Source organism: Chryseobacterium proteolyticum (assembly GCF_046591535.1).
In the GTDB taxonomy this organism is placed as follows: domain Bacteria; phylum Bacteroidota; class Bacteroidia; order Flavobacteriales; family Weeksellaceae; genus Chryseobacterium; species Chryseobacterium proteolyticum.
In genome coordinates this window covers 953,055-968,182 of the sequence record NZ_JBJLWK010000003.1, presented here as the reverse complement: position 1 = coordinate 968,182, position 15,128 = coordinate 953,055, and the positions used below count along the sequence as shown (strand labels likewise).

Annotated in this window: 20 protein-coding genes and 1 tRNA gene; 3 read left to right on the top strand and 18 right to left on the bottom strand. The window is 33.9% G+C overall.

Going from position 1 to position 15,128, the window contains the following annotated elements; genetic code table 11:
• Nucleotides 1-56: 56 nt before the first annotated feature.
• The 7 genes from ACJ5H0_RS15570 to greA all read right to left on the bottom strand — a co-directional run bounded on the left by ACJ5H0_RS15570 (nucleotide 57) and on the right by greA (nucleotide 5,992).
• Nucleotides 57-130 (bottom strand) — tRNA-Met (locus ACJ5H0_RS15570).
• Between the two features lie 44 nt (nucleotides 131-174).
• A complete protein-coding gene (locus tag ACJ5H0_RS15565; RefSeq protein WP_411250280.1) occupies nucleotides 175-1,461 on the bottom strand; it encodes a TlpA family protein disulfide reductase in 1,287 nt (428 codons plus the stop codon).
• Nucleotides 1,462-1,522: 61 nt separating this feature from the next.
• Nucleotides 1,523-1,753 carry a signal peptidase gene (locus ACJ5H0_RS15560; RefSeq protein ID WP_411250277.1) on the bottom strand — a complete coding sequence of 77 codons (231 nt, stop codon included), beginning with the start codon at nucleotides 1,751-1,753 and terminating at the stop codon, nucleotides 1,523-1,525.
• 5 nt (nucleotides 1,754-1,758) lie between these two features.
• Nucleotides 1,759-3,750 (bottom strand): T9SS type A sorting domain-containing protein, encoded by a 1,992-nt coding sequence (locus ACJ5H0_RS15555; RefSeq protein ID WP_411250274.1) that lies wholly within the window; start codon nucleotides 3,748-3,750, stop codon nucleotides 1,759-1,761.
• Nucleotides 3,751-3,828: 78 nt separating this feature from the next.
• Nucleotides 3,829-5,016, bottom strand: a complete 1,188-nt coding sequence (gene clpX / locus ACJ5H0_RS15550) for an ATP-dependent Clp protease ATP-binding subunit ClpX (protein WP_411250271.1) — start codon at nucleotides 5,014-5,016, stop codon at nucleotides 3,829-3,831.
• Between the two features lie 66 nt (nucleotides 5,017-5,082).
• Nucleotides 5,083-5,472 carry an HIT family protein gene (locus tag ACJ5H0_RS15545; RefSeq protein WP_411250268.1) on the bottom strand — a complete coding sequence of 130 codons (390 nt, stop codon included), beginning with the start codon at nucleotides 5,470-5,472 and terminating at the stop codon, nucleotides 5,083-5,085.
• Nucleotides 5,473-5,521: 49 nt separating this feature from the next.
• Nucleotides 5,522-5,992, bottom strand: coding sequence for a transcription elongation factor GreA (greA, locus tag ACJ5H0_RS15540; RefSeq protein ID WP_172284257.1), 471 nt, complete (start codon nucleotides 5,990-5,992; stop codon nucleotides 5,522-5,524).
• A gap of 109 nt (nucleotides 5,993-6,101) precedes the next feature.
• Here greA and ACJ5H0_RS15535 point away from each other — a divergent pair, with 109 nt between their 5' ends.
• From ACJ5H0_RS15535 to ACJ5H0_RS15525, 3 genes are all read left to right on the top strand, one after another.
• The gene (locus ACJ5H0_RS15535; protein ID WP_172284259.1) at nucleotides 6,102-6,554 is read left to right on the top strand and encodes a hypothetical protein; all 453 of its coding nucleotides are present in this window, start codon (nucleotides 6,102-6,104) and stop codon (nucleotides 6,552-6,554) included.
• Between the two features lie 3 nt (nucleotides 6,555-6,557).
• Nucleotides 6,558-7,007, top strand: coding sequence for a D-aminoacyl-tRNA deacylase (gene dtd, locus ACJ5H0_RS15530; RefSeq protein ID WP_411250262.1), 450 nt, complete (start codon nucleotides 6,558-6,560; stop codon nucleotides 7,005-7,007).
• Nucleotides 7,008-7,096: 89 nt separating this feature from the next.
• Complete coding sequence (locus ACJ5H0_RS15525; protein WP_411250259.1) at nucleotides 7,097-8,788, top strand: S8 family peptidase; 1,692 nt, start codon at nucleotides 7,097-7,099, stop codon at nucleotides 8,786-8,788.
• 61 nt (nucleotides 8,789-8,849) lie between these two features.
• On the opposite strand, the gene ACJ5H0_RS15520 is transcribed toward ACJ5H0_RS15525, so the two are convergent.
• The 11 genes from ACJ5H0_RS15520 to ACJ5H0_RS15470 all read right to left on the bottom strand — a co-directional run bounded on the left by ACJ5H0_RS15520 (nucleotide 8,850) and on the right by ACJ5H0_RS15470 (nucleotide 14,905).
• On the bottom strand, nucleotides 8,850-9,362 hold the full coding sequence (locus ACJ5H0_RS15520) for a hypothetical protein (RefSeq protein ID WP_306615000.1): 513 nt from the start codon (nucleotides 9,360-9,362) through the stop codon (nucleotides 8,850-8,852).
• A 53-nt stretch (nucleotides 9,363-9,415) separates the two neighbouring features.
• Nucleotides 9,416-9,751, bottom strand: a complete 336-nt coding sequence (locus tag ACJ5H0_RS15515) for a hypothetical protein (RefSeq protein ID WP_411250254.1) — start codon at nucleotides 9,749-9,751, stop codon at nucleotides 9,416-9,418.
• A gap of 41 nt (nucleotides 9,752-9,792) precedes the next feature.
• Entirely contained in the window at nucleotides 9,793-9,957 is a 165-nt protein-coding gene (locus tag ACJ5H0_RS15510) for a hypothetical protein (RefSeq protein ID WP_411250250.1), read from the bottom strand.
• Nucleotides 9,958-10,029: 72 nt separating this feature from the next.
• Nucleotides 10,030-10,377, bottom strand: a complete 348-nt coding sequence (locus ACJ5H0_RS15505) for a DUF4153 domain-containing protein (RefSeq protein WP_411250247.1) — start codon at nucleotides 10,375-10,377, stop codon at nucleotides 10,030-10,032.
• Complete coding sequence (locus ACJ5H0_RS15500) at nucleotides 10,331-10,912, bottom strand: hypothetical protein (RefSeq protein WP_411250245.1); 582 nt, start codon at nucleotides 10,910-10,912, stop codon at nucleotides 10,331-10,333. Before ACJ5H0_RS15500 ends, ACJ5H0_RS15505 begins: the two co-directional genes overlap by 47 nt.
• A 432-nt stretch (nucleotides 10,913-11,344) precedes the next feature.
• A complete protein-coding gene (locus ACJ5H0_RS15495) occupies nucleotides 11,345-11,830 on the bottom strand; it encodes a Coq4 family protein (protein WP_172284268.1) in 486 nt (161 codons plus the stop codon).
• Nucleotides 11,831-11,840: 10 nt separating this feature from the next.
• Complete coding sequence (locus ACJ5H0_RS15490) at nucleotides 11,841-12,134, bottom strand: hypothetical protein (RefSeq protein WP_273650636.1); 294 nt, start codon at nucleotides 12,132-12,134, stop codon at nucleotides 11,841-11,843.
• A 6-nt stretch (nucleotides 12,135-12,140) separates the two neighbouring features.
• A complete protein-coding gene (locus tag ACJ5H0_RS15485; RefSeq protein ID WP_411250239.1) occupies nucleotides 12,141-12,980 on the bottom strand; it encodes a metallophosphoesterase in 840 nt (279 codons plus the stop codon).
• A gap of 71 nt (nucleotides 12,981-13,051) precedes the next feature.
• On the bottom strand, nucleotides 13,052-13,342 hold the full coding sequence (locus ACJ5H0_RS15480) for a winged helix-turn-helix domain-containing protein (RefSeq protein WP_172284273.1): 291 nt from the start codon (nucleotides 13,340-13,342) through the stop codon (nucleotides 13,052-13,054).
• A 60-nt stretch (nucleotides 13,343-13,402) separates the two neighbouring features.
• Complete coding sequence (locus tag ACJ5H0_RS15475; protein ID WP_411250235.1) at nucleotides 13,403-14,020, bottom strand: hypothetical protein; 618 nt, start codon at nucleotides 14,018-14,020, stop codon at nucleotides 13,403-13,405.
• A 120-nt stretch (nucleotides 14,021-14,140) separates the two neighbouring features.
• The gene (locus ACJ5H0_RS15470) at nucleotides 14,141-14,905 is read right to left on the bottom strand and encodes an enoyl-CoA hydratase/isomerase family protein (RefSeq protein WP_172284276.1); all 765 of its coding nucleotides are present in this window, start codon (nucleotides 14,903-14,905) and stop codon (nucleotides 14,141-14,143) included.
• Between the last annotated feature and the right edge of the window lie 223 nt (nucleotides 14,906-15,128).

The following is a 15,128-nucleotide window of genomic DNA, read 5'->3' as shown; positions in this document are numbered from 1 at the left end:
CAATATTTGCAGAAAACAAAAAAGGAAAAGTAAATTATTACTTTTCCTTTCTATAGTAGCGAAGACGGGAATTGAACCCGTGACCTCAGGGTTATGAATCCTGCGCTCTAACCAACTGAGCTACCTCGCCTTTTTGGTGGTGCAAATATATAAAATATTTCTAAACCTCCAAAATTATTTTAGCTTAAAAAACTCCAAAACATCGGCAACATGGTCTGGTTTATTGATTATCTTATTGTTAGCATCTAAAATAAAATAAGTCGGAGTTGCATGAATATTATAAGTTTCACTATAACTACTATTCCATCCTCTTAGCTCGGAATCATTAATCCAAGGAAACGCGGTAATTCTTTTATTGTAAGATTCTTTATCTACATCCAAAGAAAGCCCAATTACCTGAACATTCTTCGCTTTTAAATCATTATATTTCTCCAAAAGTTTTGGCAATTCAGTTTCACAATGAGAGCATGTGGAAGACCAGAAAACAATGATTTTCTTATCTGCTTTTACATCATAAATAGACTTGGCATTTGTATTAACCGGAGCCTGGAATTTATAATTAGGAAAAGTTGCTCCGATCTGTACATTGGCATTTGCCTTAAGTGTTGATGCTAACCTGTCTGTAATCGTACATTTGAGATCTTTAGCCTGATCAAGATATTTTTTCTTTAAATCAGCCATTTCATACACATCAAAAATGTCAATCAACTCGGATAATACCGTTTGACCCCGTGGTGTTTCCACCTTTAACCGGTCAAGTAATTTATCTACAGAAGCTCCAACATTGCTGTTTCCACCAGAATTAAGATAAGATACCAATACAGGTCTCAACAATGATGATGTCTCAAGCATATCATTAGACTTATCAATAAAATTGATTATTTCTTCCTGTGATACCTTTTTATTAGGGTCATTAGTTAAAAATTTACTATAGTTTGTATTATAGTAATAAATAAACGGATGGTCCGTGGAGTTCACTTCTCCAAGGCCTCCTGATAATCTTGATATTTCTGCTTTCAGAGCTTTTCCAAAATCTGTATTATCTTTATAGTATTCTTTAATCTGTGCTAATGCCGGTAATATAAGCTCTTTTTTCTGAGAACCATCTTGTTGTTTACTCATTAAACTATTCGACTCATCCTGGTAAATAACATCTTTGATCTTATTACCCTGAGTATCTAATTTAATGTTTACATTCTTATTTTCTGATATGAAATTGAATGTATTATTGGTAGTAGGAAAATACATTTTCATCATACCAACATAGTTCTGCGGATATTTAAAAGTCCATACATTATTTTTACTCTGCTCTTTTGTAAAAATAACATCTTTGGAACCATTTAATGTATATAGAATTGCATCTTGATCTTTAAAATCAGCCGGTGCCTGAACGGTAATTGTGAATTGTGCCTGTAAAGAAAAAGCAGATAAAACTGCTGATAATACAAATATCTTTTTCATAATGTAAAAATAAAAAAACTCTCTGATTAATCAGAGAGTTTTCAATATTTTAATTAAATTTTTATATTTTTTGACCCTTATATTTTCTTGTAAAAAATACAATGAATAAGATGGCAACAATCGATAGTAAATAAACATACATATCAATTGGCGCAGCCCCAGGGCCTACACTACCACCACCATCACCCGGTTGTGGTGGTTGCCCTCCTCCAGGGCCTGAACTTCCTTGAGCATTAGCCAGGAAAGCACAAAAGAAGAAAAGACTGTATATTAATTTATTTAAAGCTTTCATATATTTTATTTTAAGATTTTAGTGTTAACAGTTTCTCCCTTATCTGAAACAATTTTTACAACGTAAGAATTTTTGATAGAATTATTTAATTCAATTACAAAATCTGTAGAAGTATTAACTGCTTTTTTAGAGATTACCAGTTTACCACTCATATCATAAACTTCAATATCTGCTTTTTTCCAATCTGGGTCAAATCTTACAATATAGTTTGTAATATCTGGGTTATAAATTACTTTAGTCCTTGATGAAGGCTTAACAGCTGTTCCATCCATTGCAACACTTCTTGCTGTAGAAGCATTAGGTGCTCCATAATAAAGGCTATATTCAGTTGCTGTAGCAGGAATAACATCACCTTGTTTAGCTTCTGTTACAGTTCCGTTTGGAGCTTTATAATAGTAACCAGTACCAGAAGATAACTGATGTGTTCCATTACTTACCAACTCACCATTTTCTCTAAGCTCAAATTTAAAGGATTTAATGTTGCTGTTATAAGTTGCTAACATCACATTTTTCCCTTTAAAGTCATTCTCATTAGCTTCGTTGATATATAACCAATACTTTGAAGTAACGTTATAATCATACCCTCCATTAACGCTTTCTTCAAAAGTTCCAATAACGTCTGCTGTTGAAGCTGTATACTGAGTTTTTGCAGCAACAGAATTTCCAGTCGTTCCATTAGGATAAACTACATAATATGTTCTTCCTATTTCTTTACCGTTAGCATCCAGAGCAATAACTCCTAATTGCTTTACAGTACCTTGTGTGCCACTAGCAGCACTTCTGCTTGCAGTAACATTATAGTCTGTATTAGCAGCTCTGCTATAATAATTAAATCTTCTTAGATTCGCGAAGTTTAAAACGTCAGTATTGTTATTATTATTAAGTTTAATAGCAAATGCCCCCATAGGTCTTATCATCATATAGTCAAGATCTCCTGTTGGAACACCTGCAGCAAACGTAATTGCTTTATAAGAATTTGAACTACTTCCATTTTGATTGGTTACAACACCTGAAACATCAAGTCTAACACCATAAATATTGCTAAGATTTACTCCATCTCCATTTGCCGCTGGTTCATTGTATGCAATCTTAGATAAATCAAGATTGGTCATAAAAGGATTGGCAAATTGATACCAGTTTTTACCATAATTACCTGTCCAAACTGATCCACCAGCTGCTATTTCAAAACCATCCTGAATGTAGCTGTTGTATTTTTCCTTGTAATCGTTTAAATTAGAACCATTAGCACCAAAATTAACTGTTCCTGCATTTTTTAAGGTTACACTCACCTGTGCTGCATCTACATCACTTAGTGGACGTCCTTTTACAGTACGTGTTACATTACTTACATCAAGGCCGTTTCCTCCCAGGATCCAATAAGCATATGCATAAGCAGCATCCGCAAATTTATAAATCCCATTGATATTAGGTAAATGATGCCATTCTGCTCTTGTATTATCCCAGTGAAGGATTCCATTTTTAGAGTTTCTTACTCCATTAAAAGTTTTACCTAATTCAGCACTAAGCGTAGCTGGAGTTTTCATAAAGAATGGCATACCAACTTGCTGGTAATCACCATGACGAATCTGTCTGAATTCTTGGTCTACAATTCCGGTAATGTTTGCTTGTGGAACACCTGTGATGAATAATTGTCCGTAAGTATAAACGGGAGTTGCTGTAGAATTGTTTGTATTAACAGATGCATAAGCCGTAGGCTCATTAAGCTTGTTAATAAAATTACCTCCTCCGTTTGCTTCTGTCTTATCAGCATTTGACGCATCAATAGTCTTGACAAGATCAGTTGCTGTACCAGAAACCATAAAGTTTCCATGGTTTTCTATAGTACCATTAGCTTTCATTTGTAAACCTCCCCCGCTATAAACTAGGGTACCTTTACTTACATACATATTAGCATTAGCGTCTACGTGACATAATATCTGCGCCTGAACAGAATAACTAATTGCTAAAAGACCTATAGCAAATAAACTTTTTCTCATTGTATAAATTATTTGTGTGTGTTATAATACAATCTCACCCGCAAAGGTATGATTTTTTTCATAATAAAAAAATTATTTTTATTTATTAACAATAATATTATCTTCAGTTAATACTATTTTCTTTTCCTCACCTATTGCAAACATGTAGTCTTCCAAGACTTTTTCGGTAGTTCCTCTAAGTCCTCTGGCTCCCAATCCTTTATCAAGGGTTTCCTCCACGATCTTTTCAATAGCACCATCCGTAAATACCAATTCTGTGCCATCCATTTTAAAAAGCTCAATAAACTGATTGACGATTGAATTTTTGGGCTCTTTCATGATACGTACCATCGTTTCTTTTGTTAGTTTTTCGAGGTATGTAATGATTGGAAATCTTCCCAAAAGTTCGGGAATTAATCCGAAAGAACGAAGGTCTATTGCATTAATATTTGTTAATACATATTCATCCTCATCTACATTATTTATCTTTTCAGTACTGAAACCTATTGCCTGCTTGTTCATTCTTCTCTCGATAATTTCCTTTATACCGTCAAAAGCACCGCCAGCAATAAATAGTATGTTCTGGGTATTAACCTGGATATATTTCTGATCCGGATGTTTTCTTCCTCCTTGTGGTGGAACATTTACAATACTTCCTTCAAGCAATTTTAAAAGCCCCTGCTGAACACCTTCCCCAGAAACATCTCTTGTAATACTTGGATTATCAGATTTTCTGGCAATCTTGTCTATTTCGTCAATAAATACAATTCCTTTTTCAGCTTTTTCCACATCATAATCTGCAACCATAAGAAGTCTTGAAAGAATACTTTCAACGTCTTCTCCTACATATCCGGCCTCGGTTAAAATCGTGGCATCTACTATACAAAAAGGAACATTAAGTTCTCTTGCTATAGTCTTGGCCAGCAAAGTTTTTCCGGTTCCTGTTTCACCGATCATGATAATATTGGACTTTTCAAGCTCTACTTCTCTATTTTCATCCTGTGCATGAAGCAATCTTTTATAATGATTGTATACAGCAATCGAAAGTTGTTTTTTTGCCTGATCCTGTCCGATCACATATTGGTTAAGGAACTCTTTAATCTCCTTTGGCTTTTTTAGCGTATCTATATTTTCCGCAGGTGAAAATTCAGTTTTAGTAGCACTGTCTTTTACAATCGCATGAGCTTGTTCTATACAGTTTTCACAGATAAAGCCATTCTGACCAGAAATAAGCATCTGCACTTCATTTCTTTTTCTGCCACAAAAAGAACATTGGTTTGAATTCATACTATTTATATAATATATATGTTAAAGAAAATCGTAAAAAATTTCTTTTTTACGATTTCTTGATTTTTAAGAATTAATAATTGATTTTTGAATTTCGGTATACTCTTCATCCGTTAATTTCAGTCTCTCATTTTTAAAATTCATATCTTCCACTGTATTGAGTGGTATTAAATGAATATGTGCATGAGGAACTTCCAGGCCTACCACTGCAATCCCTACTCTAATACAAGGAATTGCTTTTTTAATCTGCTTGGCAACCTTTTGTGAAAATCCCCACAGGTTTTTATACTCATCGCTTTCCAGATCAAAGATCAGATCCACTTCTTTTTTAGGGACTATTAATGTATGTCCTTTAACTAAGGGCATTGCATCTAAAAACGCAACAAAATTTTCATCCTCTGCTATTTTGTAGGAAGGAATTTCGCCATTAATGATTTTTGTGAATATAGTACTCATATGCATCAAAAAATTTACTTCAGAGAATTATACATGTATTAATTTATCCCTACAGGGTAATTTCAAGTACTTCGAAAGATAATTTATTTCCGTTCGGTAAAACAATCTCTGCGGTCTCCCCCACAACTTTACCTAGCAAACCTTTTGCAATAGGTGTATTTACAGAGATCTTGCCGCTTTTAAGGTCGCTCTCATTATCAGGAACTAAAGTAAATATCTGTTGTTGTTGCGTTGCATTATTTTTTAGTTTCACAGTTGTTAAAATGGAAACTTTTGAAGTATCTAGCTGACTTTCATCTATTATCTTAGACCCTGAAATAACATCTTTCAGTTTAGAAATTCTCATTTCAAGCATCCCCTGAGCTTCTTTTGCCGCATCATATTCTGCATTTTCAGACAAATCACCTTTGTCTCTAGCTTCTGCAATCTGTTGAGTAATTTTAGGTCTTTCTACAGTTTCCAACTGCTCAAGCTCAGCTTTCATTTTATCTAACCCCTCCTTTGTAACATAGCTTGCCATAATTTTCAAAATTTAGTTTTAGTATAAAAAAATAATCCGACATTTGCCGGACAATGTTTTCGTGTTGTAATCGTTTAATTTTTACAAATATATAAAAATTTAAATTGAAATGAAAAAAACTTTTTCAATCTTATTCTTTTCCACTTTACTGATAATCAGTAATATATCTGTTAATTCTTGCGGAAGTCGGGAAGACACGGTAAGCTGCTTTCCCAATACTCCAATTAACGTAACCTTGAACCTTAATTTAGCTGCATATAATAATTTGAACTATGTAGGTGGATGGATCTATGTGGATGAGCAACAATCAGGAACACGGGGTTTAATTATTGTCCGTAGATCAGATAATCAGTTTATGGTATTTGATAGAAATGCACCTCATATATGCCCTGATAATGATACTACACTTGAAGTAAAAGACAATATTAGTATCATTTGTCCAAAGGATAACGCTAAATGGATTTTACTTACCGGCCAACCTTCGTCAGGAACGAATGTACCTCCGAAAACTTATCCTTACAATTATAATCCCAATACCAGAGTATTAAATGTTTATTATTAATTTATGAAAGTTGTAATACAGAGAGTTTCAGAAGCCAATGTAAAAGTAGAAGACAAAATCGTCGGTGAAATCAACAGAGGCTTTATGCTCCTAGTTGGCATTGATGAAAATGATGAGAAAGCAGATGCAGATTGGCTCGTACAAAAAATACTGAACCTAAGGGTTTTTGCTGATGAAGATGACAAACTCAATCTTTCATTAAAAGATATTTCAGGAGAAATCCTTTGTATCAGCCAGTTTACATTGATCGCTGATTACAAAAAAGGAAATCGTCCCTCTTTTATAAAAGCAGCAAAACCCGATAAAGCAATTCCTCTTTTTGATTATTTCAAAGCAGAGATGGCAAAGTCAGGGTTAAAAACAGAATCCGGAATTTTTGGAGCGGATATGAAAGTTTCTTTAATTAATGATGGTCCCGTCACTATTGTAATGGATAGCCAAACAAAATCATAGATTACTAATTTTCATAAAGTTATTATTAAAATATCAATAGAATTAAATATATTTATTTCACTAAATATTGAAATTTTAATACAAAAATTATGAAAAGAAAAATCTTCCTTCTGGTAATTTTCTGTTTTGTGCTATCTTTTGGCCAAAACAGAAAGGGGCAATTTCAATTAGAACAAGATTCGAAATCCCACTCTATTTACGTCTGTTTTTCAAAAGCTCCCGTTGCAGAGGACATTATTAGGTATGCAATGAGTACAAACTCTTCATTTAAAGATTTTGTTAAAAAAAATGACCTTTCATTTATTTATGATTTTGAATTGAGTGACAGGAAACTGAGTGAAATGGTTGAATCCAGTAAAAAGAACAAAAAAACTGGTGAATCTATTGAAAAGCTAAAGAGGATTTACAAAGTAGAGTCTCCTGTTAAAAGTAATAAAGATATTCTGAAGCTTGCAGAAGATTTTGAAAAGTTTCCGGAAATCGAATATGCATCACTAATGAGTAATGAACCTATCACTCCTCCTTTTATTAACACCTATGCTGCTACTCCAAATTTGGAAAGTTCACAGACTTATCTACTGGACAATCCGGGAATTAATGTCAATTATGCCTGGTCAAGAGGAATTACAGGACAAAATGTGAGAATACGTGATGTTGAATATGGATTTCATAAATCTCATGAGATGCTCGTTAGTCAGAATGCCATACAATTTGAATCAGGTGTTTCACCTAATCCATCATTAACCAATCCAAGCAGCTCATATTATAGTTTTCTGGATCATGGTACCTCGGTAATGAGTATTATGGGTTCTGCCAAAGATAATATCGGGCTTTCAGGAACAGCATACAATGCCACTGAAATGAAGGGATATTTAGAATGGACAACAACTTCATATAACAGAGCTTCGGCAGTAAGCAGATCAATTAACGCATCCCAGGCAGGGGATATCATTCTGTATGAAATGCAAACTGGTGGACAGAATTCAAACTATGTTCTGGCCGAATACAACAATGTAATCTGGGATCTCACAAAAGCGGCTACTGATTCGGGAATTATTGTTATTGCGGCAGCTGGAAACGGAAATGAAAATTTGGATGCATCATTCTATTCGGCCTATAATGCAAGAGGAAATAGTGGCGCAATTGTTGTTGGAGCAGGATCTAATACAACCCAGCATTCTAAATTAAGTTTCAGCACGTATGGTTCACGAGTAGATGTTCAGGGGTGGGGACAGAATGTTTTAGCTGCAGGTTATGGTTCCTGGGCTAAATATGACAATGATAATAACAGAACTTACAATCTTTTTAACGGAACGAGTTCAGCAACGCCAATAGTCGCTTCGGCTGCCATATTGATCCAATCTTTTAATTTCCAGCAAACAGGACAATTTTTAAGTCCATCCGAAATGAGAAGTTTATTAGTTAATACTGGAATTCCTCAGGGCGGAAACCTTACCACAAAAATAGGTCCATTACCTAACATTAAAGCCGCCATAGAGTCCTTGGAAAATAGCAGCAATACACTTTCTACAAAAAATGTAATTGCAGGCCCATTAAAAATAGAAATTTATCCTAATCCCACCTCAGACTATATTTTTGTTCGAAATACCGAAAATGCAACTATCAATTTTGAAGTCCTTACTCTAGCCGGACAGATTGTTTTAAAAGGAAAAACATCATCCGATAAAAAGATAAATATTACAAATTTGCCAAAAGGTAATTACCTTATTATTGCATCAGATAGTCAAAGAAAAGTCATTGAAAAATTAATAAAACAATAACCCAAACAAAAAGGTCCTTCAAAATTTGAAAGACCTTTTTCCTAATAAACTTTTATAAAAACTAATTCGCAGGTATACTGCTGAAATTCAATGCTACTTTTAAGTTCATATCTGAACTTGTCTGATTTTTCAGTTCATAAACTGTTCTTACTGTAAGTCCGTTGCTCTTTACGACCTCATCCAAAAATCCATTATTATTAAGATCGAGGTTTAAGCTGGAACTATTTGAAGAGATGTTGGATCTTGATGCAACAAGTCTTTCACCCGTACCATTTGAAGAAATATAAACTTTAATGTTTTTAAAAGCACTTAAGTTGCCACCAGAAGGAGAAACCACAGAGATTTTTGCATCTGCCAATCTCACATCTTTTATTTTAGCATTATTATTCCCACCAAACCAAGTCTGTACATTAGAAGCAGTAGCCGTAGAAGACACCTCTTTATCAGCAGGCACCCCTGTGGATACTAATACATTAGCCGTGTAAGGAAACGTATTCTGAACCAATGACTGTACTGTTCCACAACTAACAAGGGCAACAGAAGCTGCCACTGCAGTTAAAAATATATTTTTCATAATTGTAAATCTTAATACAAAAATTATCTTGCAGAAACTATACCAAAGAATTATTATTCGACGCTTACTGAAAAACTTCCTTTTGTGTTTCCGGAAGCCATGTTACTTTTGCCTATAATTAGCCATACTTCACCCTTGCCCGCCATCTGATAAAAAATATCTCTTCCAAAAGGACCATCGTATTCTCCATTTGGCAATTTTATCTGATTGAAACGAATATTAAAATCTTTTTCTTTTGTAGAAATGGATGCCTTGATATCACTTTTATTATAATTTGTGATTTTGAGAATCAGCTCCTGTCCTTCTTTTGTAAATTGCTCTCCTACTGTAAATGGAAGCTGTGAGGCATCGGCAGTTCTTATTATTTGCCCATCTTTCTCACTTCTCATCACACCTTTTTTTTAAGACATGTTTGGTGACGGGAGAATTATTAATGATAGAATCTTTTTTTTCTTATAGCAGCTGAATCTACTGAATGTTCTGGACCCGGCTGTTCTGAAATCATGATCGAATCTTTGTTGGCTGTTTCGTTTACATTTGGTTCTTTTTTACAAGAAACAATAATCAATGGGATCAGCAATAAGGACTTTTTCATAATAGTTATTCTTTTAGTGTTTCATAGTAAAGTACTTCTGACAAGAAAGAAAATGATTTCTTTTGTTTCACTTTACTTATAATTTGTTTTTTTTAGTATAATATCTTTTTTTTCGGCAGCAAACTTCAGTAAACTTTTCTCACTAAAGTTGATTTCTGTGAAGTGATAATCAGCATTAAAATCACTTCGCTTCATATTGTGAGAAGTAATTAATCCTCCCCAATTGATATAACTACAAGCCAAAATTGTTCCATAAAAATACCATGTCATTGTATTAAACAGAAAAGCATTTCTTTTTCTGTATTGAATTTTAATATACGTCATTGTCAAACCAATCAATGAAAGAGTCAGGAAAGCATATACTCCAAGCCTTTTATATGTAAAACCATAATTGATAATGTATTCGGAGTTCTTTATCATCGTGGAAATAATCAGTGCCGCATTTAAAAAAAATCCAGATCTTAGCCAGGTTTTTCATAAGCCCGGCTTTTGGATCAAAATTAAATCCGGATTTAAAATAAAACATAATCACCAGAATAGACATAATAATAGACATGATCACAGCATTTACTCTTTGGTGGGTTTCTTCTGAAAGCTGGCCGGGAGTTTTTGAAGCTTCGTAGAATAGTTCGTAATTATAAGTGATGATAAAAAAGATCAATAATACATTTAATGCTAAAAACGAGATTATACCGCTCATCCTTTCTGCATCAATATCAAGAAAAGAATATGTTGATTGTACGATTCGATCTTTCGTGTGAAAAGTATCATCTAAAAAATGATTTTGTTTATAAATGATTTTTTCTACAGCATAATTCCAATAATTGAAAGCGATAAACATCCCCAATACTGTTATGCAGAACAGTTCCCAAATATTAATATCTATTTTGATATTCGTAAACAAGCTGGCAAAATGATCACTTCCTACAGAGTAAATTCCAAAAAAAAACAGCAACTAATACCAATGGAATCAAGATAAAGGCAAATATTTTCTGTCCTAACCCCGAAATATTTTTTTGGGGAAGCCAACTATCAAAATTAAAAAATCGACATAAAAAAGTAAAGCAGTTCACTATAAAAACAGGAATCAAGAAGAGAATTTTTAGTCTTTTATTTCCTGATCTGTAAGATAAAAGCAGAAGTGAACTTACAACCGCCACAAAAGAAGCAAAATCTCCATACCAGGCAAAAGCTACTGAAGAAAAAATACTTGTGAAAAAAAGCATGAAAAATACTTTTGTTTTGTTTGACTTTGGTGTTTTGTACCATGTTAGTAACGCATAAGCAATACCTAACAGTCCAAGATTTAAACCTACATTTTCGTTATAAAAAAGAATAATAAATAAGACGGTTGTAAGGAGTATATAGTGATGTGTTTTCATGATATTTAATAATAAGTTATTGTATTTTTTTGCTGAATAAAATCTTTCAGATTTTCAAAATTTTGCCATAGCAAAGCTTCAAAATCCCAATGATGAAAGGACCTCATATTTTGACCTTTCCGAAATGCCTGCAGGTACATTTTTGAATATTCCGGTAAAATCAAAGTTCCTAATATGATTGCTGCCAGAAGATGGGCATTAAGTTTTCCATTTCCCAACAGCAGATATTGCATGGCAATTTCATCTTCGAAATTAGTTCCGCAACCTGTAATCAAATGATGAACATCGTGATTTTCCATTTTAGGAATCATGGTAAATCCATGACGCTTATAAAATTCCCCCAGTTTACGGCCTAAGGTATCTTCATTGAAACTAAGCAGTTGTTTTTCGTTGAACTGCCATTGTCTTTTCTTTTTCTTAAAATATCTTCTGTAAAACTTTTGAGTTTTATCATATACAAAAAGTAAAAACTGAACACGTAATTTTTTCATAGTTGATTATTTAATTAAGATTAACTCCAATAACAGTATAAAGACAGGCGATAGGGATATTGATTAATAATATTCCGATTGATTGTAAACAAGCATGAAGCTTGGCATGATATATCGACCCATAAATTAAAAGTCCGGCGATGACCAATAAATTCAAGATGGATCCAAAAATGAGCAATAAGAAGCCTCCTATCGCAAATACATCAATTCTGCTGACAAGGTATCCGAACAGGCATATATTCCCAAGCAAAAATGAAAGCCAGAAAACATATTTTCCTATATTCACAATTTCTTTATTATCCATATTATTTTAAGCTTTTGTTAAGGTAAAAACAGTAATTTCCGGACGAACCATAAACCGAACTTGATAAGAATGTCCGATTGCCCGGTTGATGTAAAGCATTCTGCCATCCTGCAAATCAATTTCTCCGGAAACATATTTCTTATTTTTAACAGGGAGTATGGGAGTGATCACACCGGGAATCCGGCATTGTCCGCCATGGGTATGCCCGCTTAGGATCCATCCCTGATATCCGTTCCATACATCTTTATCACAAACATCAGGATTGTGGCAAAGAATCAGATTCGCTTTAGACTGATCTAAATCTTTCATAACCTTCAAGGGATCAAAATTGGGTGAGCACAGATCCTCAAATCCAATAAAGTTGATTCCATACCGGTTATTTTGATCATTATTTAGCATCTCAATTCCATAGCTATTTAAAATCCGACAAATACTCCTGGAAAGCTCAATGTCTTTCCACCCTGGTCCATAATCGTGATTTCCCAAAATTCCAAATGTTCCAAGGTTTCCATATACGGCTTCTTCCATTACTATTTTTAAATCGTTTTGTTCGTCCAGTGTTCCGTGATTTACAAAATCACCGGTGTACACTACAAAATCCGGATTAAATTTTTTAGCCTTATGGAAAGATTCAATAAGGAAATTCCAGTCAAATCGGTTACCTACATGCAAATCGGAAATCTGCATCAAAATTTTACCTTCAAGGTTCACCGGTAAGTTTCTAATGGGAAGCTTACGTTCAACAAACTCCACCCAAAAAGGCTCTACCTGCCATGAGTATAGAGCAGGAAAGGATCCTACTACAGCGAGCTGAAAGAGCTTTTTTAAAAACGTTTTTCTTGTCATGTACTATTTTTATATATTGAATAAAAACAAAGAACTTTGAATTACAAAGTTAATTGATAAAAAAATTAGTTTTATCTGCCTATTAATTTTTCAAGAGCATCTAAATGATCAGAAAAAGCCTTTCTTCCACTCTGGGTAACCCTATAAGAGGTTTTAGGTTTTTTCCCAACAAATTCCTTCTTTATTTCTATGTATCCAGCCTTTTCCAAAGCGTTACTATGACTGGCCAAGTTACCATCAGTAATCTCCAATAATCCTTTCATTTCCGAGAAATCAACCCAATCGTTAACCATAAGAACAGACATAATGCCTAATCTTACCCGACTTTCAAATTCTTTGTTGAGCTGATTTATTTTAATCATAATCTTTGGTGGTAGGTATAGTATACAGTATTACTTTTTTAGAGCTGCAAATTTAAATCATTATTTATATTTTTTATGCATAATGAGGCCATACACTATATGTAAAAAACCAAATCCCAGCGTCCACGCTACTAATCCCCATCCTACAAAGAAAAGGGAAACTAACCCTAGTATAATCTGGCAATAGCCCAGATATTTGACATCAGTTAAAGTATATCTCTCAGCATTCACGAGTGCTAAACCGTAAAAAATTAATGTCGCAGGGGCAATCAATGGAAAAAGGTGATGATATAAAAGACCCAGACATACTACGCCTCCTGTTATTAATGGAACAGAAAACGTTAATAGCAGACGTTTTGTCGTAGCATCCCATATTTTCAATCCTTGCTTTCTGCTTTTATTCGCTGTAAAAAAGTATCCGCTCAGTACCGCAACAAATAAGATCAAAGTTCCTATAATCACTAATTCTCTCACTAAAGAAGGATTGTAGATATTTCGATCTCCATCAAAATAATCGATTCCTTCTCTCTGAAAAACAAAATACACATACACTGCACCTGCAATGGCAGCAAGTCCGGCAAAAACACCAGACAATCCACTCAATGAAATAAATCTGGAAGATCGTTCCATCATAGAACGGATGTGGGATAGATCTTCGTGGTAGTTTTTTGAATCCATATAAAGAACTTTGAAATACAAAGTTAAATATTTTTCTGAAACTTAAAAATATTTCGAAGATTATTTAAATAAAAAAACCGCTGATTATTTCAACGGTTTTTTTATTTATGAAGTAAGCCTTTACTTAACTCTTAATTTTTCTTTAATAGACTCAATATTTTTCTTTGCAGATTCTTCCAGGATAAGACTAGCACTCATATGAATCCTTTCCGGCATTAATTCATTGAAGTGTTCTGTTCCTTCCCATGATACCTTTTTAATAAGTGCAAGAGCATCACTGCTTCTGGAAGCTAATATCTGTAGAAATTTATCCAGTTTAGCATCCATTTCTTCGATATTTTCTGAAACAGAATGATAAACATTATGTTGTTCAGCCCATTCAGCAGATCTGAAATCTGCATCAATCGCCATTGCAGAGAATTGTGATTTTCCTATTTTCCTTTCAACATACGGGCCTATTACAAAAGGACCAATACCTAAATTAATTTCAGTCAAAGCCAAGGCAGAATCCTTTGTTGCAAAACAATAATCAGCTCCACAGGCAATACCTACTCCTCCACCTGTCGTTTTTCCCTGAACTCTTACCACAACTATTTTACCACAATTTCTCATCGCATTCAGTACCTTAGCAAATCCTCCAAAAAACCTTGTAGATGCATCTAATTCTTCAATAGCAAGAAGTTCATCAAAACTAGCACCGGCACAAAAAGCTTTTTCACCACTGCTTTTTACAAGAATAGCTTTTACTTCATCTTTTGCACCTTCATCTAAGATCGTTTGTGCTAATTTTTCCAGAATCGCTCCAGGAAGTGAGTTACTTTTAGGGGTCCCAAAGGTGATTTCTGCGATATTGTTTTTAAGTTCTGAGACTACAAATTCGTTCATTTTAATTTAAATTGGATTCTTACAAAAATACGAATTACAGCCTGTTAACGAAAATTTAACCACAACAAATTGACCTGCAAAATAGTGATCAGCATGTCATTCTATTTTAAGCCTATTACGTAGAAATACGGATGCATCAATTTGGTACTTTCTACTCTACTTTCGGGTCCCATTATTATTGTTCCTTTGAGATACTAAATATGCTGCTTTTTTCCTGCTACAG